Consider the following 23,761-nt stretch of genomic DNA (forward strand, 5'->3'; position numbering starts at 1 on the left):
GATCGAACTGGCTGCCTGGCAGAAACAAGAAGGTGACCGTCTGTCTAGCACTTACAGGCTCCAGGACAAATTTCCGCTCCGTGTAGCTACCAGTTCCAGCAAACTCTACAAGCTCCGTTCCAATAGGATCATGCAGGGATACATCCTTGCTTGTTTTTCAGGAAAAAGAGATGCATGAGAATTTCATTTTCGAAACAACGGGCGGAAGATGTGGTTAGATATGCGCCTTTATTCGCCCGCTATCTCCAGATAGCTTTAATCAGTCCGATCGTACCAATGGAGATTAAATTCTCCATGTCTTCCCCTGTATTGTCGAATTTCTTGAGGTTGTGAGCCATCAACCGCAGATTATGCTCAATCAGCAAATCTCACGCTTTAGCAGCCGCTCACGGAGCCTAGAAGTGCATGTACGGAGGAAAGTGTACGAGGCTATGTCAATCTCATCGACTTTATAAGACCACTGGATGGACCCATCTGACATCGCTATCCTTAAGCTTCGGAATCCAACCGTTTGGAGGCGCTTGATCAGATACAATAATATGCACATCGTGTAAATCAACAATTTTGGATAATGTTCGTTTAGCGATTTTCGACTCATCCGCAACTACTATCACCGTCTCTGAACAACGAATTAATTCCCTTGTGAGTACTGCTTGTTCGTAGTCATAGCTTGTAATACCATACTCTAAGGAAACACCATCAACAGAAATAAAGGCTTTATTGACATAGAAATCCTCCATTATTTTCTCAGCAATAGGACCAGATACCCGCAGATGTTTCACGTTGACTTCCCCGCCTATCAAAATAATTTTACCGTCGAAGGACCCGCGTTTTTTACGTTCGATAAGTAACATAAGTGCAGGTATAGAGTTGGTCAATATCGTTACATTATGCTTGCCCTCTAAGAAATGAATGATTTGCAGCGCAGTACTTCCTTCATCTACTATAATCACATCATTGTCATCAATTAACTCCGCGGCCAGAAACCCGATCTTGCTCTTGGCCTCCGGGTTAATTAGTTCTCTTTCATACAGTGGTGGCTCAATTTCCACTTTGAACTTAACAGCACCGCCATATATTTTTTTTAATTTATTATCTTTTTCCAGCTCATCGAGGTCCCTGCGGATCGTTTCCGTTGTAACTTCAAACAGCAAAGCAAGCTCTCGCGCAATCACTTTCCCCTTCTCATTCAACAGAGTCATAATGCTTATTTTTCTGTCTTCACCCGCTAGCGACACCTTGGTCCCTCCTTAACTCACCTATTCTGGCCTTAATACGTTCTGGAATTTCATTATACAGCTCATTCCATGTAGTATACAGATTATGCGGGATAGAGTAACGTACAAATTTCAATGATGGCCTAAACTTACGTCCTTGTAGATAATTGGTAACCATTCCATTGATTTCGTCATTGGTTTCAAAGTCACCTTTAAAGATTTCAGGTACAAGCAAGCCTCCATCCCCGGCCTCTTCATAAGCTGCTCTGTGCAAGTTTGGCACTAATTCCATAAGTTCAATCATCGGAGCGAATGCATGTTTGCCTGGTTGAGAATATAGCCTTACATGAGTATCATTTTCCAGATTGCTGTGATCTTTCAGTAACGCTTTAAAGTACCAACCATGAAAGCTAGCCTCTGCGTCCACGACAGAACCATCTTTGCCTATGTACACCCAAACGTGCTCCAATTCATATAAATGCCCGATATCATAGTCAAAATAGATAGCATACTCAATAACATAATCGGTCAATTCATTAGTGAAATCGATATACCGATCTATGACAGAAGGTGAATTGCCTGGTTCTCTAAATATAGTAACGCCAATTCTCACGGGGAAAAACGGCTCTTTAGCGTCAAAGTAAATAGATGGGCTATAAGCAGCCCAATCGATACTCTTAGAATCACTATCCTTATAAATAATTTTCATGTTATTACCTTGCCGGTTTCTTCATCGAAAATATGAATAGCCTCAGAGTCAAGGGTAAGAAAAACGCGTTCATCATACGTTACATTGAGATCAGTTGGACTTAATATACGAATAAAGTTCGTCGTATTTTCATTATCGCCCAACAATACCTTGATCAATTTCTCCCGACCAAGCTGCTCCACCAGAACGACCTTCGCCGGAATTGAATTTTCCTGCTGCACTTTGGAAATCTGAATATGATGAGGTCTTGCCCCTAGGACCACCTTTGCCCCTTTAAATTCACTACTCAATTTTTTTGTCGATAAAATATTATAGACAAAGCCCTCTCCACTCAAGACACGTTCATTGCCGTTACGAAGGAAATCACATTTCAATATATTCATCGGCGGATTGCCCATAAAGTGCGCGACAAACAAATTAACAGGTTTCATAAATAACTCTTCCGGTGTACCGTACTGCTGAATTTTCCCATTTTGCAGGATAGCGATTTTATCGGCGACCGCCATTGCTTCTTCCTGATCATGTGTCACTATAATCGTTGTAATTCCCAGTTTCAGCTGCAGTCGACGAATTTCGTCGCGGACATCCACCTTTAAGCGAGCGTCAAGATTTGACATGGGTTCATCCAACAATAGAAACAAGGGGTCTTTAGCAAGAGCTCGAGCCATCGCAACACGCTGCTGCTGCCCACCTGAAAGCTGGCTTGGCATCCGATCGGTTAATTGATCAATTTGCAGCATTGCAGCAATCTCTCGAGCTTTTTGATAGCGTTCCTTCTTCTTCACTTTTCGTTGCTTTAAAGGAAATGCGATATTGTCGATCACCGACATATGTGGATAGAGGGCGTAGCTTTGAAATACCATACCGATATCTCTATCCTTTGGTTCCACATTATTAACCATTTTTCCGTCAAAATACACTTGTCCGCTACTCGGTCGCAGAAGTCCGGCCAGGATCATTAACGTGGTTGACTTGCCGCACCCAGACGGCCCTAGAAGGGCGACAAATTCACCTCGCTTAATATCCAAGCTGACATTTTCAAGCGCCGTTGTATCGCCAAATTTCTTCGATATTCCCTCTAGTTTTATCATACGCCTTTGGAGCCTCCTATGGTCACCTTCATCATAGTACTTTGGGTGAATAGATAAAATATGCCGATCGGTATGGTATAGAAGAGTCCAATGGCTGTAATTAACCCAATATTCGTAACCTTATCATCATCCGTGAAAATAACCTTGGCCAAATATCCGGCAAGCGTCAATTTTGTGTTATCGAAAATAAACAGCTTGATTAGCAGCCATTCCCCATAAGCACCCATAAAAGCGTAGATGGCGATCGCTGAAATTCCCGATAGCATATTAGGAAGTATGATTTGATAAAGACATTTGAAACGGCTGCACCCATCAATCATGCCGGAAAATTCCAAGTCCCAGGAGACTTCATCAAAGAATCCCTTTAGAATATAAACATGCCAAGGAATCATACCTGCTGCAGATAGAACAACAACCGCAAATACGGTGTTGAGCAGCCCTAAGTACATCATTATAAAAAAACTTGTGATCAATAATGTAATACCAGGAAATGACCCCATGATAAATAGAAATTTCAGAGCAAATCCCTTACCAAAAAAATTCAATCTAGAAAAGGCGTACGCTGCTGGAATAGCGACAAGGAGGTCAATCACCGTGATAAGAAGCCCAAAAACAACCGTATTCATCACAATTGGCCAAATGATTGGAAAACTTATTCCTTCAAGTTCAAATGACCTCGTTAAAAACTGCCAATTCACCCAAGAAAATCTGCCTGAGTTATAGTTGTATACGGACGATACAAATAACCAAATGATCATAAAAACGATAGGCAGCATTAACAGGATCATGAAGAAATGAATCATATTCCGTTTGCTGAATTTCCATAAATTCAATGGGTTTCACCACTCTTATCCTAGTTTGGTCAGTCTTCTATCCGGGGAGGACGAATCAGTTTATTGAAATCAAACAATCGGAACAATAGCAGTGTTAGAAGAAGTGAAATGATGACGACTATGACCGATATGGCTGCACCATATCCATACTCCAATCTATTAAATGCCTGCTGGTAACCATAGAGAGCCAATGTTGTCGTATCAACCACGGGGCCGCCTCTAGTAGCCAGCAAAATAAAATTATAGCTTGCAAATAACCCAATCGTCGAAGTCACAGTAACGTACATAATCGGCCATTTTAACGCTGGAAGAATGATGTCCCTAATAATCGATCGATCCTTGGCTCCATCTACCCTTGCTGCTTTATATACATCTTCGGGAATTGAATTGATCGAAGCAGAGAAAAGAATCATGCCTCCCGAAGCACCTGAGATCACCCCGGCAATAATAATAATGAGCAGCCCTGCATCATTAAACCACGATATCGGTTGTTCGAGACCAAAGTACATTACAATTTTATTAGCAAATCCTCCTGGTGTCGGGTTAAATATATATTTCCAGAATACAACATATACTAAGCCAGGCATGGTGCTTGGAATAAGCCAAATGACACGATAAAGGGCACCTAATTTTTTATTTTTTACCAGATACTGTGTGCAAATGGCTAAGAGCAAGCTGAAGGCGACGGTAAGCACTAATGAGAAAAATACATAAATCAGAGTTACCTTGATAATCGGCAATATATTAATATCTGCAAATATTCTTTGGAAGTTTCCAAACCCGATGAAATCGGCCTTCATCTTACGATCTAAATTTGTTGCGGCCATCCATAAAGTTGCTAATGCAGGAATGACAAAGAACATTAGGGTTAAGATAGCAAACGGCGCCAAAAACAAATAGGGGTAAGATTTTTTTTTCAATCTAGCTAAATTCATTGGCCCCTTCCTCTCTTATATGTACGACCTGCAATAGGAGAGACTTTATAATCCTCAACTATGCAAGCCGTTGTTTCTTCTATTTTTATTTACCGCTATCTATCTGAAAATGACTTGATCCTGGTCAACACCTTGTTTATAATTCCCTTCGAATAACGCATAAGCTTCTTCTGCAGTCGCACCTTTAACCATCAGTGCTTCAAGACCTTTAATTTGTTGTTGCAAATAACTAGGGTAGGCAAGATGCGGCGGACGTACTTTGGTATAATCCAACATGTAAGCTACGTCATTTAAAAATCTGGACTCACTAAACCGTGGATCTTCCTGCCCCGATCTTGTTACTGGCAGTTTGCCCGATGCTAAAGTATGATCCATTTGTAAATTTGGAGCCATTGCTAATTCAATGATACGTTGTACATAAGGCATTTTCTTCTCATCTACCTTGGAACTTACGTAATACAGACGCGGATTCGCCAGTGAACCCGGTTTACCTCCCTTACTCCCAGCAGGAATTAGGCTGAATGTATTGTTTGCATAGAACCAATCCTCAAATTCCTTATCCGATTTCCCATAAGCTTCTTTCATATTATTGTATGATCCGGTACCTCCAATGAAAAACATGACATCCCCGTTAACAAAATATCCGAAGCCAACGTCTTCCAATGCGGCAAAATCTTTCGTAATTGCCCCACTCTCAATTCCTTTTTCCCAAAAATTATACGTATCTGTAATGCCCTTTTTATCGAAAATCACTTTACTTTGTTCCTGATCGTAAGGCTCAAAGCCCATGATTTGATTGTTGATATCCTGAACACTGATATTGTCAAGTCCATCACTAACCAAGCCGTATTTCGTCACTTTTTTATCAACGGCTTCAGTGGCAATATTCAACATGTCATCCATTGTAAAATCACCTTTAAGAACACGATCCGGAAGCCCCTCAATATCAGCATCAGACCAACCCAGTGTTTTCAAAGCTGTTTTGTTTATATACAAAGGGGAAGCATCCATATCCTGAATCGCACCGTACACATGCCCTTGGTATTCCATGATATCCCACAAATTTTGTGGAAGTGTTTTGAATACTTCCGACTCCTTCAGCCAATCAATCGGTTGAATAAGTCCTGCATCCAATTCCCAGCCGATATCCAGGCTTGAATTCATGGAAATATCGCGCCATTGGCCGGCTTGGGCCTGTAAAACAAGTTCATCATCACCAACGGCTGGCAAGATGTCTTCAACTACTTCTACATTTTTGCCTTCTGCAACTAACTCTTCATTTAATGCTTTAAAAGCAGCTGCATAGTTTAACATCCGAGCGCCGTAATCATCCTCACCCACACTGATTTTAATGACTTCTTTAGCACCAGAGTTTTGCTGAACCTCTGCTGTAGAAGCTGTTTGTTCCCCAGTGTTGTTATTCGCACTACATGCTCCCAATACTAAAGTCAATCCTAGCAATACTACAAATAACATGGATAATTTGGTGCGCATTTTCATTTCCCCTTATCCCATTTTTTATAATCTAGTACATTATCAGTATAAGATTCGAGTGTAATAAGAGGATTAATTCCACGTTAAATATATGTTTTCTTGTTGTTTCATACTATTTTCTTGTTGTTTATTGCGGAAACACTTGTGAAATCGCTGTTTCAATACAATGCAAGGCCTGTTCCAGCTGCTCTTGGGTCGTAATTAAGGGCGGAACCAAGGTTAATACGTTGCCATTAGAAACCTTAAAGCTTAAGCCCATCTCCATACAGCGGTACATGACTTTTTCAGCCCCCTCTACCGCCTCTTCCTTCGTGTGGCGATCGGTAACTAACTCAATTCCAGCGAGCATTCCAATCACTCGAACATCTCCAATGACTTCATGTCTATTCTTCATCGCCATCAGCTCCCGCTCTAGAAGAACACCCATTCGCTCAGCATGTTCGAGTAATCCATTCTGCTCAATATATTCGATTGTCGCCAAAGCAGCGGCACAACCCACAGAGCTCTTCTCATGGGTATAATGCCCAAGGGAAATATCATGAGCGACATCCAAGCCTTCACGTGCAATGATGCCCGCCATAGGAAATAATCCGCCCCCAAGTCCTTTTCCAATAACAACAATATCCGGGACAATATCGTAATGCTCGTGAACAAACATTTTGCCTGTTCTCCCGAGAGCTGTCGGAATTTCGTCCAGCACAAGCAGAACACCGTATTGATCGCATAATTGACGTAGCCTTTGGAAGTACGCTTTGGGAGGAATCTGAACATCAGTGCTGCGTACTGGCTCCATGATGACTGCTCCCACATCACTCTCCCGCTTCAACATGTATTCCAGATAATCAAGAGTTTTCGAGCCGTCATGATCGGAATCTCCGTAGAAACTGCGATAGGAATTATAGGGCATCATATGCTCCGTTCCCGGTAGCAGAGGTCCCATATGGTTTCGAAATACACCCTCTCCTCCTACAGAAATCGCATCTAGGCTAGCACCGTGGAAGGAGTCCCAAGTAGAAATTGTCTTGAAATTGCCCGTTGCTTTACGAACAAGCTTCATTGCAATTCCAATGGCACTTGTACCACTAGGTGTGAATAGAACCTTATTCAGATCACCAGGCGCCAGCTCAACGAGCTTGCGTGCCAACTGAACCGCAACCGCACTCGTATAACGTCTTGGCAGAAAAGGTAGATTGTCCAATTGTTTCTTAACCGCATCGATAACATAACTGTTCTTATATCCAACCTGATGCACGCTGTTGCCGTGAAAGTCCATATATTTGCGACCGTCTAAATCTTCTAAATAGATACCTTCCGCATTTGTTATTACATTCAAACAAGGCGTTGACATCGATTGATGCAGAAAATAACGACTGTCTTCTTCTAGAACATCCCTAGTTTGACGACTTAAATGTGTTTCTTGCCATAACTCGCGTTCTGCCGATAGATTAATATCTCCTTCAGTTCTCTGATAAGCTTTAATATCCATGAGATCTGCCTCCTTCCAGTAAAGTGATGTTAATGACTTCAATGAGATTAGGCAACTGAGACATATCCTCAATAACATAATGTGCTCCGCACTCCATAAACTGCTGCTTGGCGGCTTCTACCAGAAGCTGTAATGTAGCCGGTTCCATCTCTTTAACTTCTTCCTGTGTCAAACCTAATATAGAGCTGCCTTTAACGATACCAACTGCCCATACTCCGGCATTTCTTGCCTCTTGCATGTCCGACTTCGTATCCCCGACTTTAACGATTTGTGAAGGCATGCCCATATCCAGATGAATCATATTGGCGTAGATCATATAAGGATACGGACGGCCTCTGCCCTGGACAGAATCAGGGGTCAGCCAGTAATCTGGTGCGTAACCGTTCATCTCTGCCTTGCTTGCGACAATTTGCATCATGGTGTCGTTATATCCTGTCGTCCCGCCAATCCGTAACCCTAACCCCCTAAGCTGCTGCACGGTATCGACAACATGCTCAATCGGTTCGGCAAATCGAGGTAAGATTTCAAGTAGTTTAGGTTCAAAAGCATCGTGTAACTGATCCACATCGCTATCGGTGAATGGACGCCCCATCTTCACTTCAAATAATCTGCCGATCCGAGGCATTTCCAGCATCATCTTAATATGATCCCATTTCAAGCATCCCATTGGAGCCCGCACCTCTTCTATCGTCGGTTCGATTCCTATCATTCGGAAGATATCGAAGAACACATGCACGGGAGCCATACATCCATAATCGACCGTCGTTCCTGCCCAATCCAAGATAAGACCTTGTACTTTCATAAGCTCTTTCGCCCTCCATTCATTCATTCCCCGTTGTTTGTCACATAGGACAATATTGCCGCACACAGACTTACCATATCTTCTACATGTACATCTCCAATTGAACCGATTCGAAATACCTGTGCGTCGCTTAATTTACCAGGATAGATTACATAGCCTTGCTCTTTAAGAAAAAGATACATAGACTCAAAGGTGAAATGTTCTAAGTCCGGATACATAAACGTGGTGATAATCGGTGATTGCAGCGCTTCCGGCAGGTATGTCTTAAATCCTGCACTCTCCATTAAACGAACTAACGTTTGTTGATTCTCAAGGTATCTTACATAACGCCTCTCTACTCCACCCTCTGCCTCTAATTCAAGCAAGGCCTGGTAGAAGGCCCGTACCACATGCGTCGGAGAGGTGAACCGCCACTTTCCCTCCTCTTGATCCATCACTTGCCATTGATCATATAGATCTAAGGATAATGACCTTGCATTATCCTTACACTTTGCCAATTCATCCTTCTTACTAAGAATAAAGCTGAACCCAGGTACGCCTTGAATACATTTATTCGAGCTGCTAATCAGATAATCAATACCCCATTTCTCAACTTCTATCGCTAGACCTCCGAAGCTGCTCATCGCATCAACAATAGCTATTTTTCCGTGCCTCTTAATTGTGTGTACCAGCTTTTCGAGCGGATTAAGAATACCTGTTGTTGTCTCACAATGTACGAAGGCAACATGGGTAATCGCTGTATCTTGCTCCATAACGGCATTCACTTGCTCTACATCAACCATTTGGTTCGGGGCAAATTCTAAAGTTCTGTAACTAATTCCGAGTACCCGCGAAATTTCCTCGATCCGTTTGCCATACACTCCATTAGCCAGAATGAGGAGTTTTCCTGCCTGGGGTATAACTGTTCCAATCGTTGCTTCGATTCCGAAGGTCCCACTTCCTTGCATTAACACTGACGTATAATGAGTTTCAGATGCCCTGCCTAAATGAAGTAACTTGCTGCGAATCAACTGAACGATGTGTTTATAGGTATCATCCCAGGTACACCAGTCCTTCAGCATCACTGCTTTGACAGAAGGTGTTGTTGATAGCGGTCCCGGTGTTAATAATAAATAGTGTTCTCTCATCGAAGTACCTCCTACATATTGCGGACAAGATTTCTAGCCCATTTATTCGATCTATATCTGAAATATCCAATGCCTGCCTTCGCAACTTCCTCGAAGACGAACATCATATACACGATCTCGACGGAGAGATGAAAGATATACACTCCAGCAAATACTAACGGCAGTGCAATCAGCCACGTTGTGACCAAAATCAGCTTCATCGTGTACATATTATCGCCGCCTGCTCTGAACATTCCGACAATCCACAGGTTATTTAAGAAGAACATGATCATGACTACGGCTTGAATGACCATCACATTACGGAATGAGGTTAGTACCTCTATGCTAATGTTAGGGAATAGATATACAATGTACGGATTTAACAGCAAAATAAGAGCTCCAACGATTACGCCCGAATAGAGGGCAATCCGCGTAAATTTACGTGCATAGATAAGGTATTCGCCCGAATCTACTTGACTTAGCTTCTCGCCAATCATGACTCTAGCCGCGTACGCAAATCCGAAAATTCCGATCATGAAATATCCGTTAAACGTGAGGGCTAATTGGTATGTTGCTAGTGCTGCGACTCCTAAATGACCGAATGCTACAGCATATAACATATTGCCAACCGACCACATGCCTTCATGGAACAAGAGCGGCAGTGTGGTTATGTATATTTTCCGGGTGAATTTCCAGCGAATGGAGAGTATTTCTTTCAGCGTGACATTGAAATAATATTTGTTCCAATAGACGTAGCCTAATAGAATAATCGCACTGAGCATTGATGACACTAAGGTTGACCAAGCGGCTCCAACAATACCGTACCTAGGAAAACCAAACTTCCCATAAATAAGCACATAATCTAGTGAAATATTGACGAACATAGCCATAATCCCAACAATCAGAGTCAATTTCACCTTACCAATCGAACCAAGTGCGTTGCTATATACATCCTTGATAGCATTAATTAAAAATACGAAGACGATAACAGATAAATATTGGATGCCATATGCAATGGCCGATTCATCCTTTATAAAAAGTGAGATTAACGGTGCTTTAAACATAGACACAAGCATAAATACAATGGATGAAAGAATGAGACTTGAGATAAGCATGAGACCAAATGTTTTTTTAACATTAATAAAATCTTCTTTGCCGAAAAATTGTGTAATGTAGGCCGAAATCCCATAAATTGCTGTAAGAAGCATCCCGAGAATAAAGCTGATTTGACCCACAGCAGCCGTTATGGCAATCGCAGTATCCCCTAATCCTCCAACCATTAGAGTATTGATCAATGAAAATGAATTTCCAAGTAGCATTTGAAGTACGGAGGGGATAACTAGTCTCTTCATGTCTTTACGAAATTGCAAATCTAAAGCGTTCATGTATCCCCCTACTGCAATTCATCCGGAAAAATGGGATTTGACCAAGCGATATTCCCTTCGAAATCGATACATTCCACGCGAATATACTGCTCACCGCCTTCGATCCTGAACTCGCCACTGGTAATGGGAGAAGCATCTTTGTTATATAACGTACGCCCATTGAAGGGATGAGTAATAAATTTGATGAACTTTACCGGTGAGCATTTGACTTGTAGGAAGCCATTCTCGACCCGCAGATCCTGAATTTCCGGACCGTTTGAAGAATAGAAATGACCGCTCTTTAGCGAAGAGATCAACGATTGCTGCTCCAGCTTCTCTCCATCGACAGTAATCCATCCACCAAAAAATTCTGAAATAACGTCATCTATTTGTCCCCCATGAGCATCATCTGCAGCAACACCGAACACTTTACGCCCGTTCTTCAATAAATAATCCCAATGGCGTACGCCGTAACCGACCGCTTCATCGATTTCGGACTGATGATTATAGATTTCGACTGCGAAATAGTCTTCTAGCTTCAGCAAATCCCGAGCGAGGTTTCTGGACCATTCCGGATGATTCATAATAATCAAATTCCCTTTATCCCTCATCTCATCAATCAGGCTCTGGATCGTGTCCAAGCTTTCATAATCCGGCTTCGCATGTTCCTCGTCATGCTCAAATTCACAGTCCGAGCCTAGTGATTTATCGAGAAGCCCGTGAATATGGTATTGTTGGCCGGTATCTTTCCAGCTCATCTCACATGCCATTTCATAACCATCCAACATGATAAATTTCTCATCGTCATAGCTATCCGATTTGAAGTAAATTTCATGATCACTTAAACACATGAAGTCATAACCCTTTTTCTTATAGGCGTCGATTACAACCTCAGGCGCATATTGCCCATCGCTGCGAGTGGAATGTGTATGGAGATTCCCTTTGAATTTGCGTTTACGCTCGTCTAAATAGACTTTTGATTGCATTTCTATTCCCCTCCCTGCAGTAAATCGGCTACAAATATAGGATTGGACCATGCTACATTCCCTTGGAAGTCAATACATTCTACGCGAATATAATGCATATCCTGTTCGACCTTCATGGACGCATGCGTCATGGGCTCACCACTGTCGAAATTTACCAAGAATGCTCCTCTTTGGGGAAAGGATTTAAACATAATAAATTTACAGGGAGAGCACTCAATCATGAGTTGGCCGTCCACCACTCGCAGATCGTAAATTTCCGGACCGCTACTGGAATAAAATTCACCTTGCTTCAAGCTTTTTACGATATCCACTGGGTCAAGCGCTGCTGCTTGCACCTGCACCCAGCCTCCTCCGTATTCAGGAAATTTCCAGTTTGGATCATGCTCGTGAGAATCATCTGCGGCAATACCGAATACACGTTTGCCATTCTGCAGCGCATGATCCCAATAAGCTGCACCATAAGAGCTTGTGGTTGACCACTCCGTAGCATGGTTGTAAATTTCTATCGCAAAGAACCCATCATATTTCACCATGTCTTCAAAACGAGTCAAGTGCCATTCCGGATGGTTGAATATGACCAAATTACCATGTGCGCGCATATCATCAATGAGCAACTGAGGCGAATGATCCCCTACCCATGGAATCGGCACAGGGAACTGCTCTAAATGTCCAAATCTATCCAACTCTGAATCTACTGTAGGATCGTTTAATACACCGAAATGATATCCTGGATTTTTGTCCGCAATCTGGTTTAATCCCCCTCGTTCCATTCCTGGGAGAGTGACGAAGTCAGCCGTGTTGAATTCATCCGTTCTAGCATAAATATCGTGGTCGGTAATCGAAATGAAATGATATCCCTTGGATTTAAAAGCTTCCACCACTTGTACTGCAGGTAAGCTGCCATCTGACCATGTAGTATGAAGATGCAGATTGCCTTTAAATGTAGGTTTTTTCCGGTCTAAATAAACCTTATTAATCATAACTTCCCCTCCAAATTACGCACATTTTTTTATGTGCTTTTATTTTGTTTGTTGTTGTTTTCATCATACAGCTTGAAGTTAGAGCATTTCAACCGATTCTCTTATAATTAACAGTGGGTTAACAAAATTCATCATCCGATAATAAATTAAGAGCTTGTGGATACCAAAAAAAGGTGACGTCCCTATATGGACGTCACCTTTTTCTCTTAGAAAACTAAGAAATAATTTCTATGTGATTATAATATTATGATACGTGAACATCTAATTGGTGATTAAGTTTCTCTACCAGATCGATTAACTCCAGTGGAGTGCTAATCGTATAATTTGGTACTTCAAGATCATCTGCAGGTACTTTGGGATATCTGGACGTCCAGCTTAAAAAGACGCTTGTAATCCCCATTTGATTGGCTCCTTTAACATCTCTGCTTAGATTATTTCCTACCATAATGATTCTGGAGCAATCCCGCTCACTCAGATCCATTGCACCCAGCGCTGCCTTGAACATACGAACACTTGGCTTGGAGGCTTTTATCGTCTCTGAATAAATCAGCGTTTCAAAGCAATCGTACAGATCATGCTGAGTAAGTAAATTTTTAAAGGATTGAGCACTCCCATCAGCTACGATTGCAAGTCTGTATCCCCGTTCTGCAAGTGTCTTCACCATCATATCCGCTCCGGGAATCACGTTTCCATGAATAACGGTATCCTGTTCATCACGTATTTCGGTTCCTTCATCGATGATTGTATCTCCACAATCCAAAAAAATAATTAAGTTCTTTTGCCCCACATTCGTTACACTCCTTTAATTTAATTCTTCAACATACCAATCGAATATATTTCGACAAATAGATACATCATGAGAGATAAAAATATACTTTATTATGACACAAGAGATAAATCCTTGCGTGTTTTTATGTATGAACGAAGATGCGTCAGGATTTCATTCCTACAAATTCCAAATGCGATACAAGATGACTGCGGCCTCAGCATGACCAGAAATGAAGTTTAGTATCACTGAACAATCCACATAACTTGAATGCATAAAATTGATAGATTATAAAACTAGTTTTCGGATTTCATCCGTTAACAGCGGTTTAGGAAAATCTTAAATTCAACTTGTATAGTAATCATTAACTAAAAAAAGAGCCCATATCAATTAAGATATGGCTCTATCTACAGGCTAAACTTGATTGTGTACCGTCATTAACTGTTCACATCAGCAGCCGGCCGGAACTGAAACCACTGAAAGTCGAACTGACTGCCAGGCAGGAACAAAAAGGTTACCGTCTGTTTGCCACTTACTGGTTCCAGGACAAATTCACGCTCCACGTAACTACCTGTTCCAGCAAACTCAACAAGTTGCTTGGATTCACCCTCTGGACCACTATACAAGAGATGAAGCGTATTGTTCTCCAGTGAAGAACGTCCGCAGATGACAAGCCGAGAACATTCCTCTTCTCCGAAGTCCATCCCCTCAAAAATAAGCGAGACATTGTTGCCAATACCTTCGATGGCTGTCTCCGTATCGGTGAAGGTGTCCCCGTAAATCCGGCTGTTCTCCAGAGCTCCCAGGCGCTCGTAAGCTTTGCGCTTTTGGATAAACTGGATGCCCTTCAAGTGAATCTTCCGTCGCAAGATAAAAGTTAGCGAAGTGACGCCCGTCAAGCGTTTGGGTAGTTTGTAGGTTTCCTCTTGATATACATTCCAGCGTGACGATTTCTGGTAGGTGACTACGGACAGCTGCTCGGCGCCCGTCTCTCCGGGAATACCTTCCCAAATTTCAATCGGGAATTGCTCATCGTCCAGGGAGAAAATGGGGAGGATGATTTCATCACCTCCATAGTCGCCGAAATCAATGCGTTCGAAACAGATCCGGCTCTCGCCTTCCCGCGCCGTAGCGACTCCCCGTTCGTTGCCATTAGTCAGATTCTGGCTGGCGCTGCTGTGATAGCCAGCGGAGACAAACTCATAAGGATTCAGATAGGCAACCCCAAGGCCAGTGAGCTTAAATTCCATTTGCGAGTAGAGCCGAATTCCCTCAGCCCCGTTAGTAGTCCCGCAGCGAATATATACATCCCCATCCCCCACAGCGGTAATGACGGCTTCCTGACCCTCTGCCTGAATAGAAGCTATATTGGTATCAATCCCCCTGGCATTGGTAATACGCCACTCTACATCCTGGCAGGTAGCATTACTCGGATGGAGTTTAACGTGGACCGATAGAGAGGGGTGATCCTGAGTCAGGAGATTGCCCGCAGGGCAGATGATTTCCAGCTTCCGCACAGGAATTTCATCGTCTATCCGGCTCTGGATTTCCTGAGGCTCTTCCCTGGTCTCCAAAGGACAGTCGGCATAAAGGTACAACTCGGCATCCTCTGTGCCAGTGCCGGGCTCCGCTGCGACGGACTGCAGCATAAGCTCAGCAAGAGCCATTTCTGGCGAAGAAGCGCGCAGGGTAATGGTTCCGGTCTCGCTGGTGCTGGCAATAACAGCGAGCAGCTTGCCGCTGAACAACCGGCGGCTTATCCCTTTGTAGGGATCATAATCGGTGCTGTCACCATTATCCAAGCCGACCAGCCGTCCGGGACCCTCTACGCTCAGGCGAACCCGATGGTTCGCATTTTGCACGGGTTGTCCTTCCACATCGGCTGCCGTGATACTTACAAAGATCAGATCTTCGCCATCGGCCACGATTTCCCGCTTGTCGGAAGTTAAGATCATAGAGGCCGCATTACCAAAAGAGGATTGCTGGTCCGTGGCGATCACATGACCCTGATCATCATAGGCCACGGCACGGAGAACGCCCTGAGAATAAAGCAGTTGCCATTCTCCCAACAACTTGTGGCCGTGGATATGGTCGATGTCATAGCTGCCTTGGGATATTTCATTGAAGAACAGCTCAATCCGGGGGGCATTCGAACAGACCCGAACATCAATGAGTTGCCCCTCCGAGAAGTCCCAATAAGGGAAGATGTGGATCATCGGATGACTTCTGTAATCCGTCCATTCCGCTTGGTAGATGTAATAGGAGTCCTTGGGAAAACCTGCCGTGTCCAATTGCCCGAAATAAGAGTTTTTGGTGAAATAAGGAGTAGGTTCCCCTATATAATCGAAGCCGGTCCACAAAAATTGTCCAAGGGAATAGGTGGCATCACGGTCTGCCGTGATACAGCTTTCCGTGCTTTTGGCCCCCCAGCTGGTGGAGCTGTTTCCTAGGGAGGAGCACTGCTGATCGTCGTCGGCCAGCACCGACTGGGCCAGAGGGAAATGGTAGACACCTCGGCTCTGTACTGTGGAACAGGTTTCGCTGCCGTAGATGATCCAATCCGGGTGCTCCTGATGGTGCAGATCATAATATTTCTCGCCATAATTGTAGCCGGCTACCTTGACAATATCGGCACATTTCTGCGCATTGTCCCAAGGCATATAGTTCGAACCAATGGTGACGAACGCATTGCCCCAGGGATCATGAGCCAGTACTTCATCCCGCAATTGTCTTGTGAGCTCCTGACCGCGGACATCGGCGTGGGTGTCGTAAATTTCATTGCCGATACTCCACATCAGGAGGCTCGGGCGGTTGCGGTCCCGCCGCACCCAGCTGGCAACATCCTGCTTCCACCACTCTGGAAAGAAGCGAGCGTAGTCATAGGGAGTCTTTTTCCGCTCCCACATGTCAAAGGCTTCCGAGACGATAAGCACGCCCATCTCGTCCGCCAGCTCCATCAGTTCAACAGCAGGCATATTATGAGCGGTGCGGATGGCGTTCACACCCATCTCCTGCAGCAGTGTGAACTGCCGCCGCAATGCAGTTTTGTTGACTGTAGCACCAAGACAACCAAGATCATGATGCTGGCACACACCGTAAATCTTGACGTGGCGTCCGTTCAGGAAGAAACCTCTCTGGCTGTCCAATTCCATCGTACGGAATCCGAAGCTTTGGCATTCCTCCTCTATAACCTCATCCTGAACCAGCAGTTCAGTCTTCAGAGTATAGAGACTGGGATTGCCGATATCCCAGAGCAATGGCCGTTCCACGGTCAGACGACAGTGGGCATGCGTGGTCAGATCACTACTGTCCAACACAAGAAGAACAGTTTCCTCTCGCGCGATTACCTCTCCGCCCGAATCCAAAATGGTATGACGGAGCTTCAGCTGTCCAGTATTCATAACATCTTGTTCCACCTGCAGCTCACATTCCACATCCACTGTCCAGACATCGCCGACCGTATGCTTCGCCGAAATGTAAATACCGTCCGGAGCGATATGTGTCTGCGGAGTTGTCTTCAGCCACACGGAGCGATAGATGCCTGCGCCCGAGTACCAGCGGGAATTAGGTGCTTCATGGATGACGCGCATATATATCATATTATCGCCCTCTGTCAGATAGGGCGTAATATCAAATTCAAAGGTGGAGTATCCATATTTCCATTCGCCTGCCACGTGTCCGTTGACGTACAGCGTCGAATTCATATAGACGCCTTCAAAGCGCAGAGACATGCGGCTATCGGCAGGCACTTTATCCAAGCTGAGGATTTTGCGGTACCAGCCTTCTCCAGTTTCATAGAGCGCATGAGTATTGTAGATCAGCCAATCGTGAGGCAGACTAACCGGCATCCATTCGGTACCAGCGGCTACCTCCACCAGCACCGAATCAAGCGGCTGTTTGCTGAAATGCCAGCCTCCGTTGAATTTTCTTTTGATACTCATAGATAAGCCTCCTCTCGTGTGTAGATTTCAGCGTAATCATTTACCCTTTTAAAGCTCCCACCATAACTCCTTTTACAAAATATTTCTGCAGGAATGGATATAGCATCAGGATGGGGGCCGTAGTCACAATGATTGCCGCATATTTTAACGTCTCCGCAACATCACGGCTCTGAACTAGGGTTGTGGTTCCAAGCATACTGGCATTGTCGTTCTCAAGAATAATGTTCCTGACCACCAGTTGTATTGGGTAGAGGTCTTGGTTCTGCAGAAAGATCATGGCATTAAACCAGCTATTCCAATGACCCACACCATAATAGAGAATCAACACGGCGACAACTGGCATAGATAGCGGAATAAATATCCGGAACAGGATGGTGAAATGGCCGGCACCGTCTAAAAAGGCGGACTCCTCTATTTCCTTCGGAATAGCCATAAAATAAGTTCGCATAATAATTAAATTAAATGTACTAATCGCTGTAGGTAGAATAAGTGCCCATAAGGAGTCTAGCAACCCATAGGATTTCACAATCAGATAGAAGGGAACCAGTCCTCCCTGAAAAAACATCGTGAACACGATAAAGAACATGATGGGTTTCCGTAAAAGCACTCCATCTCGTGAAAGAAAATAGGCCCCAAAAGAGGTCAACGTCATGTTGATCACGAGTCCAACCACTAATATAAAGAGGGTATTCCTAAAACCTGATAGAATCGTGGGATTGTTAAGGACTGCCTTGTATCCTTCCAAGGAAAAGCCTTGCGGCCATAGTAATATGCCATTAAATGAAATCAAGCGGTTCCCCTCACTTAAAGAAGAGAACAGAATATAGAGCAATGGATAGAGTGTCAGAATAATTAGGAGCACCATAATAACAGCATTAAAGAAATCAAAGATACGTTCCCCGCGTGATGTTCTAATCATGTTAGTAACCTCCTTACCAAAGACTGTTTTTACTTACTCGTTTACTAAAATAGTTGGCCAAGAGCAAAATACTGAAGTTGATGACGGAGTTAAACAAACCGACTGCCGCACTGTAGCTATAATTGAACTCCAGAATCCCTTTTCGGTAAACATAAGTAGAGATGACGTCCGCCGTCTCGTAGATACTGGCACTATATAAGAGAATGATTTTTTCGAAGCCAACATTCATTATATTGCCCAGCGCTAAGATCAGCATAATCATAATGGTTGGCAGAATACCCGGCAGGGTAACGTGGCGAATCTGCTGCAACTTCGTGGCTCCGTCAATTTTGGCCGCCTCATATTGCTGCTGGTCAACTCCGGATATGGCCGCCAGATAGATGATGGTTCCCCAGCCAATTTGCTGCCAAATTTCACTGATTATATAAATGGGGCGAAAGGACTCGGGCTGCTGCAGGAAAGAGATCCGGGCGCCACCAAAAAAGGCAATCACATCGTTAATCAAACCATCGGATAAGGTAAAATACCTAATGATCCCTGCTACAACAACTAACGTAATAAAATGGGGCATATAGGTGATCGTCTGTGTAATTCGCCGGAAGCGCGGACTCTTTAATTCATTCAGCAACAATGCCAGGATGATGGGTGCGGGAAACCCGAACAGCAAGTTGAAAAAGCTCATAAGAAGCGTATTCTTGATGACGCGAAAAAAGTAAATGCTGGAGAAAAACTGCTCAAAATGCTTGAAGCCAACCCAGTCGCTACCCCAAATTCCTTTGGCTGGAACAAATTGCTTGAAGGCGATAATCGTACCGTACAAAGGAACATAGTGGAACATCACATAGTAAACTAGCACTGGAAGAATCATCAGATACAGCCATTTATTGCGCAGTAAATCTTTCCCCAATCTGGTCTTCAGCATAACTCTCTCTCCTTTGCTGCAATACTTATAGCGGGGGCCCCCTATGATTTGTTATTTACAGCGGCCCCTGCTGAATGTTTCTACCGTTTCATGTAACGCTCGTAAGCGGCTTGCTGAATTTCCAGTGCCCGCTCAATCCCCATATCTTTCATTTGCTGAACATACTTATCGTAATTATCAACAGATTCAGTACCCAGAATGATTTTGAGTTCGGTCTCTTTGACAAGCGCGTTAATGTCATTCATAATACTGCTCATTTCGTCAGCTTCCTCGGCCGTCGGGGTAACTGGCGGCAGCAGATGGCTTTCGTGATTGGTTTTTTTCCAAATACCTATAGACTCTGCGGTTTGCGGAAATTTGGCCGGCAGATTGTTGTCCTGCTGAATCATAGGGAAGTTGGTTCCGTGTGCGTATTTCATCATGACCTGATCACTGCCGAGTCCTTCGGGATTGTTAACTACCAGATCGGTATAGACGGGTTTGCCGTTCTCCAGATTGTAAGTAGTCCCTTCGAAGCCAAACGTATTCAGCATGCTGCCTTCCTCGGTATAGGCGTAGTCCAGCCAGCGCATCGCTGCTTCCACATTTTTGGTATTGGCAGATATGGCTGCTGAGCTCGTGCCGGCATAAGCATTATCCAGTTGGCCGAACTCAGGAAGCTCACCTTTGACAGCAGCAGGATAAGGAGCCGCTACAAAATTGGCGTTCGGATCGGTTTCCTGGGCGGCTGAATTGTACTTCTCGATATAGAACTGCCAGCCAATCGTTGCCCCGCTTACTTTCGAGGTCATTTTCTTATCTACCGTTGCCGCATCAATCGAAGCAAAATCCTTGTCAATTAGCCCTTCTTTATACCACTGGCTCATCGTCTTCAGATAGTCCTTATATCCAGGCTCCAGATAGCCATAAACCACTTTCCCATCATTGATATAGAAATTCCCCATCACACCAAAGGCCCCGGCAAATCCTCCGGTTCGTTCTCCCAGGAACATCGTACGGAACGTTACAGGTGCACTGGCATTCTTCTTTTCTTTAAAAGCGGTTAACACCGTATGCCATTCATCAATTGTTTCTGGAATACCCAACTTCAGCTCATCCAGCCAGTCTTTACGAATGATGGGTCCCCCATAGACTCGTCCAGCTTCGGAGCGAATGAATGGAAAGGCATAATAGGTGCCGTCATCGGTTTTGATCATTTTATCAATTTCGGGATGCTCCTGAAGTGCTTTTTTCAGGTTAGGAGCATATTGATCAATCAGGTCATTAAGCTTCAAAATGTACCCTTGTTCTACGGCTTTATCCGGACCTCCCGGGTACTGCAGCCAAGTGTTCAGAAAAATATCTGGCAGTTCACCCGAAGCCAACATCAGACTGAATTTCTGATCAGCCATGGGTGTTCCACCTAATTGCTTAATTTTAATACCCGTTCGCTTCGCATATTCATCATCAATAGGCAAGCTTTCCGGAGTCCCTCCCAACTGTTCGTTCATAAAAGTTAACTCTGTGCCACCAGTCATAGGATAAGAGAAATCTGCAGCAGGCGTTTCATTGGAAGGAGTGTTAGAAGCGCTTTCATTATTGTTATTGTTTGAATTGCTGCATGCGGCTAGCAGCAGGGTGAGACCTAATAGAAGGGCAACCGATTTGTTAGCTTTTGGATTTCTGAATAATTTCATCAATATTACGACCTCCGTTTAATGTGATTTGGCGACTTAATGCTTCTACAATGTAAGCTGATCTATCTCTACAAACAATATTCAATATGCAAAATCCATTGCTAAAAACGCAAAAAGAGGATAGGCATTTCTTACTCCTATCCTCCTTTTCGTGAAATGCGTATCCTGTTCATTTATTGTAGATTCTTAAATCGCCCCGGTGTGATTCCTTCATACTTTTTAAATACTCGAATAAATGCACTGCTGCTGGAGAAGCCCACTCGGGACGAAATTTCCTCAATGGTGACTCCCTCTTGCAGCAGAATCTTGGCCTCAGTGGTGCGAATCTGACTAATATAATCATGCAGTCCTTGCCCGATCTGTTCCTTAAACAATCTGGAGACATACTGGGGAGTAATACCAAAATGGGCTCCAATCATGGAAACACTGAGATTCATATCCGCATACTTGTCTTTCACATACACCGATACCTCTTCCCCAATTCCGGTATTGGACATCAGAGCTAGCTTCTCATTAGCCTTGCTGCAGGCCATTCTCGTAAGCTCCATTAGCTCTTGCCGGAATTCCCCGCGTGTCGAGCAGACTAATAAACGTTTCATTGGACGCCATTCTTCCCATAACTTCGAGCGCTGGGTCTCTTGAGGGACAGCTTTCATAATAGAACTGGTCAAATCAATCATGGCATACCTCACAAGATCAATGGAAACCTGCGAACCAAAGAACTGTTCCAAGATGGCATCCACCATCGCTGAGGCTTTATCGAACTCCCCGCTTCTAATCAGGTTTATAAATACGACTTCATCATTGATGGACAGATAATAACCGGTTTCCTGCGGTTCAATCTCTCCATACCAAATAGACATATTTTCTTCCAGCACCAGCCGATATTCCTGAGCCTCCAGCGCCTGAAGATATCCTTGATGCAAGCTGTTTAGACCCATATGAAGCTCGCTGCCAGCCATAACAATCTGCAGACCATATTTCCGGTCAATGAACTCCAGCGTTTTGGCAAGCGCTTCTTCAATATCCTCTTTCCAGTTGGCGGAACGTTCGCTACTAATATTCTTCACTGCCGCCAGCATGCCGTCCATTTCTGTAAAGCTTAAGCCATGATGCTCACCGGTGAAATCCATGATGATATTGGATACGATAAAATTAGAAAGATTTGTTGAAGGGCTGCCTTCTCCCTCCCCCTGGATGTAGAACAGCAGCACAGCGAAATTCTCCGAGTCCCAGTCGAAGTGATGCAGCTTTGCCGTTTCCTCCATCGACATTCCCTCTTCAACCTGTCCTTTGAGTAAACGGGCTAAATAATAAGTTTGCAGCACGCGAAGCTGCCTAAATTGCCGGTTGTTAATATCATCTCTTTCCCGAATGGTGGCCAACGCACTCTCCCTAATGAAGGAGAACTCATCCAGCACCCTCTGGGTTTGCTCATCTTTGGCACCGGAGAACATATTCACTAATTCGCGAACAGGGTTATAGTTCTTACGGGCAAAATAATAAATAATCGCGCCTCCGACCAAAAAGCAGAGAAGCAGCCCGATCAGATTCAGATTGCGTATTTCTCGTGCTTTTTCCCAAAACACACTTGAAGGAAATACGCTTATATATTTCCAATTTGTTGTATCCGAATCGATAAAAGAGACCATGTTTTCGGTTCCGGCGATGTTCAGGAAAGAAGTGCCTGCTCGCTTATCTCCTGTTTCGGTGTAAGGCACGGTCTGAAGGTTGGCTAAGCTGTTGTTCTGGAACAGAATTTGATTATTCCTATCCACAATATACACATCGCCATTATTGACCCAATCCACATTTTTCAGCATATTCTGAATTTTGCTGCCGTTCAGCGGAAGCATCAATGTTCCCCTCAATGAATGTTCTCCTCCGGCACTTGAGAAGGGCTTCATTAAGACAACGTTTGTATCCCAGCGTTTAAATTCAATAATTGGTACTAATCCGTTGCCCCCAGCATTCTCATTCTTCAATAGAGACAGCCAATCTGCATAGGGCATCCCGATCATCTGCTGGTAAATCTCATAAAAAGTTTGACTGTCCGTATACGTCTCATCCGTTAGAATTTTGTCCAGACTGCTCGAATACAGATAGATTCCATTGATAAAGTCATTAGTCGCTTTATATTTGCTTAACTCCTGGCGGGTTTCATAAATCTGAAAAGATTGCGTTTTCTCCTCCGCGGGAGTCAGGTTCAAGTATTTATTCACATCACTATGAATGGACAATTGCATAGCCATCTTTTCGGCCTGATTGATTTCACTGTCAATCGTATTTTGCATTTGTTTGAGCATCGCATTCCCTGCCCGCTCAATTTCATATTCGACGATTTGTTTGGTTTGCAGATATATGATAGCGCTAACAATAAGCGGGATAAGCATAATCACGGAATACGAGACGATCCATTTAAAGGTCACACTTCTGCTAAACACAAACCTTTTTTGATTCATATTCTGCACCCCCTTACAATGAATTGGCCTCAATAATTTCTAGAGTTCAACTATAGGATATAAATGACCCTG

18 protein-coding genes and 1 pseudogene are annotated in these 23,761 nt (G+C 43.8%); all 19 read right to left on the minus strand.

All coding sequences use genetic code 11. From position 1 onward, the window contains the following. Positions 1–112: 112 nt before the first annotated feature. A pseudogene (locus GJB61_RS11795) lies at positions 113–368 on the minus strand (sigma factor); the annotation flags it as partial. Between the two features lie 81 nt (positions 369–449). Further along, entirely contained in the window at positions 450–1,238 is a 789-nt protein-coding gene (locus GJB61_RS11800) for a DeoR/GlpR family DNA-binding transcription regulator (protein ID WP_338115765.1), read from the minus strand. Then, entirely contained in the window at positions 1,222–1,926 is a 705-nt protein-coding gene (locus GJB61_RS11805; protein WP_154118688.1) for a hypothetical protein, read from the minus strand. The genes GJB61_RS11800 and GJB61_RS11805 overlap by 17 nt, the downstream gene beginning before the upstream one ends. Further along, positions 1,923–3,017: an ABC transporter ATP-binding protein gene (locus GJB61_RS11810; RefSeq protein WP_154118689.1), complete on the minus strand. Its 1,095-nt coding sequence runs from the start codon at positions 3,015–3,017 to the stop codon at positions 1,923–1,925. The genes GJB61_RS11805 and GJB61_RS11810 overlap by 4 nt, the downstream gene beginning before the upstream one ends. After that, positions 3,014–3,820, minus strand: a complete 807-nt coding sequence (locus GJB61_RS11815; RefSeq protein ID WP_338115786.1) for a carbohydrate ABC transporter permease — start codon at positions 3,818–3,820, stop codon at positions 3,014–3,016. Before GJB61_RS11815 ends, GJB61_RS11810 begins: the two co-directional genes overlap by 4 nt. A 59-nt stretch (positions 3,821–3,879) precedes the next feature. Beyond that, the gene (locus GJB61_RS11820; RefSeq protein ID WP_154118691.1) at positions 3,880–4,785 is read right to left on the minus strand and encodes a carbohydrate ABC transporter permease; all 906 of its coding nucleotides are present in this window, start codon (positions 4,783–4,785) and stop codon (positions 3,880–3,882) included. Between the two features lie 99 nt (positions 4,786–4,884). Then, positions 4,885–6,279: an extracellular solute-binding protein gene (locus GJB61_RS11825; RefSeq protein WP_154118692.1), complete on the minus strand. Its 1,395-nt coding sequence runs from the start codon at positions 6,277–6,279 to the stop codon at positions 4,885–4,887. Between the two features lie 127 nt (positions 6,280–6,406). Beyond that, positions 6,407–7,765 carry an aspartate aminotransferase family protein gene (locus tag GJB61_RS11830; RefSeq protein WP_154118693.1) on the minus strand — a complete coding sequence of 453 codons (1,359 nt, stop codon included), beginning with the start codon at positions 7,763–7,765 and terminating at the stop codon, positions 6,407–6,409. Then, positions 7,755–8,567, minus strand: a complete 813-nt coding sequence (phnX, locus tag GJB61_RS11835) for a phosphonoacetaldehyde hydrolase (protein ID WP_154118694.1) — start codon at positions 8,565–8,567, stop codon at positions 7,755–7,757. The genes GJB61_RS11830 and phnX overlap by 11 nt, the downstream gene beginning before the upstream one ends. Positions 8,568–8,590: 23 nt before the next feature. Further along, positions 8,591–9,694, minus strand: a complete 1,104-nt coding sequence (gene phnW / locus GJB61_RS11840) for a 2-aminoethylphosphonate--pyruvate transaminase (protein ID WP_154118695.1) — start codon at positions 9,692–9,694, stop codon at positions 8,591–8,593. Positions 9,695–9,705: 11 nt separating this feature from the next. Further along, positions 9,706–11,058 (minus strand): MATE family efflux transporter, encoded by a 1,353-nt coding sequence (locus GJB61_RS11845; protein ID WP_154118696.1) that lies wholly within the window; start codon positions 11,056–11,058, stop codon positions 9,706–9,708. Positions 11,059–11,066: 8 nt separating this feature from the next. Then, complete coding sequence (locus GJB61_RS11850; RefSeq protein ID WP_154118697.1) at positions 11,067–12,023, minus strand: CehA/McbA family metallohydrolase domain-containing protein; 957 nt, start codon at positions 12,021–12,023, stop codon at positions 11,067–11,069. A gap of 2 nt (positions 12,024–12,025) precedes the next feature. Then, complete coding sequence (locus GJB61_RS11855) at positions 12,026–13,003, minus strand: PHP domain-containing protein (RefSeq protein ID WP_154118698.1); 978 nt, start codon at positions 13,001–13,003, stop codon at positions 12,026–12,028. A gap of 244 nt (positions 13,004–13,247) precedes the next feature. Further along, complete coding sequence (locus tag GJB61_RS11860; protein WP_338115766.1) at positions 13,248–13,790, minus strand: HAD family hydrolase; 543 nt, start codon at positions 13,788–13,790, stop codon at positions 13,248–13,250. 416 nt (positions 13,791–14,206) lie between these two features. Next, positions 14,207–17,710 carry a glycoside hydrolase family 2 TIM barrel-domain containing protein gene (locus GJB61_RS11865; RefSeq protein ID WP_154118699.1) on the minus strand — a complete coding sequence of 1,168 codons (3,504 nt, stop codon included), beginning with the start codon at positions 17,708–17,710 and terminating at the stop codon, positions 14,207–14,209. 40 nt (positions 17,711–17,750) lie between these two features. After that, positions 17,751–18,629 carry a carbohydrate ABC transporter permease gene (locus tag GJB61_RS11870; protein WP_154118700.1) on the minus strand — a complete coding sequence of 293 codons (879 nt, stop codon included), beginning with the start codon at positions 18,627–18,629 and terminating at the stop codon, positions 17,751–17,753. 13 nt (positions 18,630–18,642) lie between these two features. Continuing rightward, entirely contained in the window at positions 18,643–19,551 is a 909-nt protein-coding gene (locus GJB61_RS11875; protein WP_154118701.1) for an ABC transporter permease, read from the minus strand. An 80-nt stretch (positions 19,552–19,631) separates the two neighbouring features. Beyond that, the gene (locus GJB61_RS11880; protein ID WP_154118702.1) at positions 19,632–21,227 is read right to left on the minus strand and encodes an extracellular solute-binding protein; all 1,596 of its coding nucleotides are present in this window, start codon (positions 21,225–21,227) and stop codon (positions 19,632–19,634) included. Between the two features lie 173 nt (positions 21,228–21,400). Then, complete coding sequence (locus tag GJB61_RS11885) at positions 21,401–23,689, minus strand: AraC family transcriptional regulator (protein ID WP_154118703.1); 2,289 nt, start codon at positions 23,687–23,689, stop codon at positions 21,401–21,403. Between the last annotated feature and the right edge of the window lie 72 nt (positions 23,690–23,761).

The sequence above is a fragment of the Paenibacillus monticola genome (assembly GCF_009664975.1).
Lineage (GTDB): Bacteria > Bacillota > Bacilli > Paenibacillales > Paenibacillaceae > Paenibacillus_AQ > Paenibacillus_AQ monticola.

Excerpts from the sequence above, each read along its gene's own strand:
- GJB61_RS11805 (WP_154118688.1), bottom strand. The coding sequence starts at position 1,926 with ATGAAAATTATTTATAAGGATAGTGATTCTAAGAGTATCGATTGGGCT.
- GJB61_RS11810 (WP_154118689.1), bottom strand. The coding sequence starts at position 3,017 with ATGATAAAACTAGAGGGAATATCGAAGAAATTTGGCGATACAACGGCG.
- GJB61_RS11815 (WP_338115786.1), bottom strand. The coding sequence starts at position 3,820 with ATGATTCATTTCTTCATGATCCTGTTAATGCTGCCTATCGTTTTTATG.
- GJB61_RS11820 (WP_154118691.1), bottom strand. The coding sequence starts at position 4,785 with ATGAATTTAGCTAGATTGAAAAAAAAATCTTACCCCTATTTGTTTTTG.
- GJB61_RS11825 (WP_154118692.1), bottom strand. The coding sequence starts at position 6,279 with ATGCGCACCAAATTATCCATGTTATTTGTAGTATTGCTAGGATTGACT.
- GJB61_RS11830 (WP_154118693.1), bottom strand. The coding sequence starts at position 7,765 with ATGGATATTAAAGCTTATCAGAGAACTGAAGGAGATATTAATCTATCG.
- phnX (WP_154118694.1), bottom strand. The coding sequence starts at position 8,567 with ATGAAAGTACAAGGTCTTATCTTGGATTGGGCAGGAACGACGGTCGAT.
- phnW (WP_154118695.1), bottom strand. The coding sequence starts at position 9,694 with ATGAGAGAACACTATTTATTATTAACACCGGGACCGCTATCAACAACA.
- GJB61_RS11845 (WP_154118696.1), bottom strand. The coding sequence starts at position 11,058 with ATGAACGCTTTAGATTTGCAATTTCGTAAAGACATGAAGAGACTAGTT.
- GJB61_RS11850 (WP_154118697.1), bottom strand. The coding sequence starts at position 12,023 with ATGCAATCAAAAGTCTATTTAGACGAGCGTAAACGCAAATTCAAAGGG.
- GJB61_RS11855 (WP_154118698.1), bottom strand. The coding sequence starts at position 13,003 with ATGATTAATAAGGTTTATTTAGACCGGAAAAAACCTACATTTAAAGGC.
- GJB61_RS11865 (WP_154118699.1), bottom strand. The coding sequence starts at position 17,710 with ATGAGTATCAAAAGAAAATTCAACGGAGGCTGGCATTTCAGCAAACAG.
- GJB61_RS11870 (WP_154118700.1), bottom strand. The coding sequence starts at position 18,629 with ATGATTAGAACATCACGCGGGGAACGTATCTTTGATTTCTTTAATGCT.
- GJB61_RS11875 (WP_154118701.1), bottom strand. The coding sequence starts at position 19,551 with ATGCTGAAGACCAGATTGGGGAAAGATTTACTGCGCAATAAATGGCTG.
- GJB61_RS11880 (WP_154118702.1), bottom strand. The coding sequence starts at position 21,227 with ATGAAATTATTCAGAAATCCAAAAGCTAACAAATCGGTTGCCCTTCTA.
- GJB61_RS11885 (WP_154118703.1), bottom strand. The coding sequence starts at position 23,689 with ATGAATCAAAAAAGGTTTGTGTTTAGCAGAAGTGTGACCTTTAAATGG.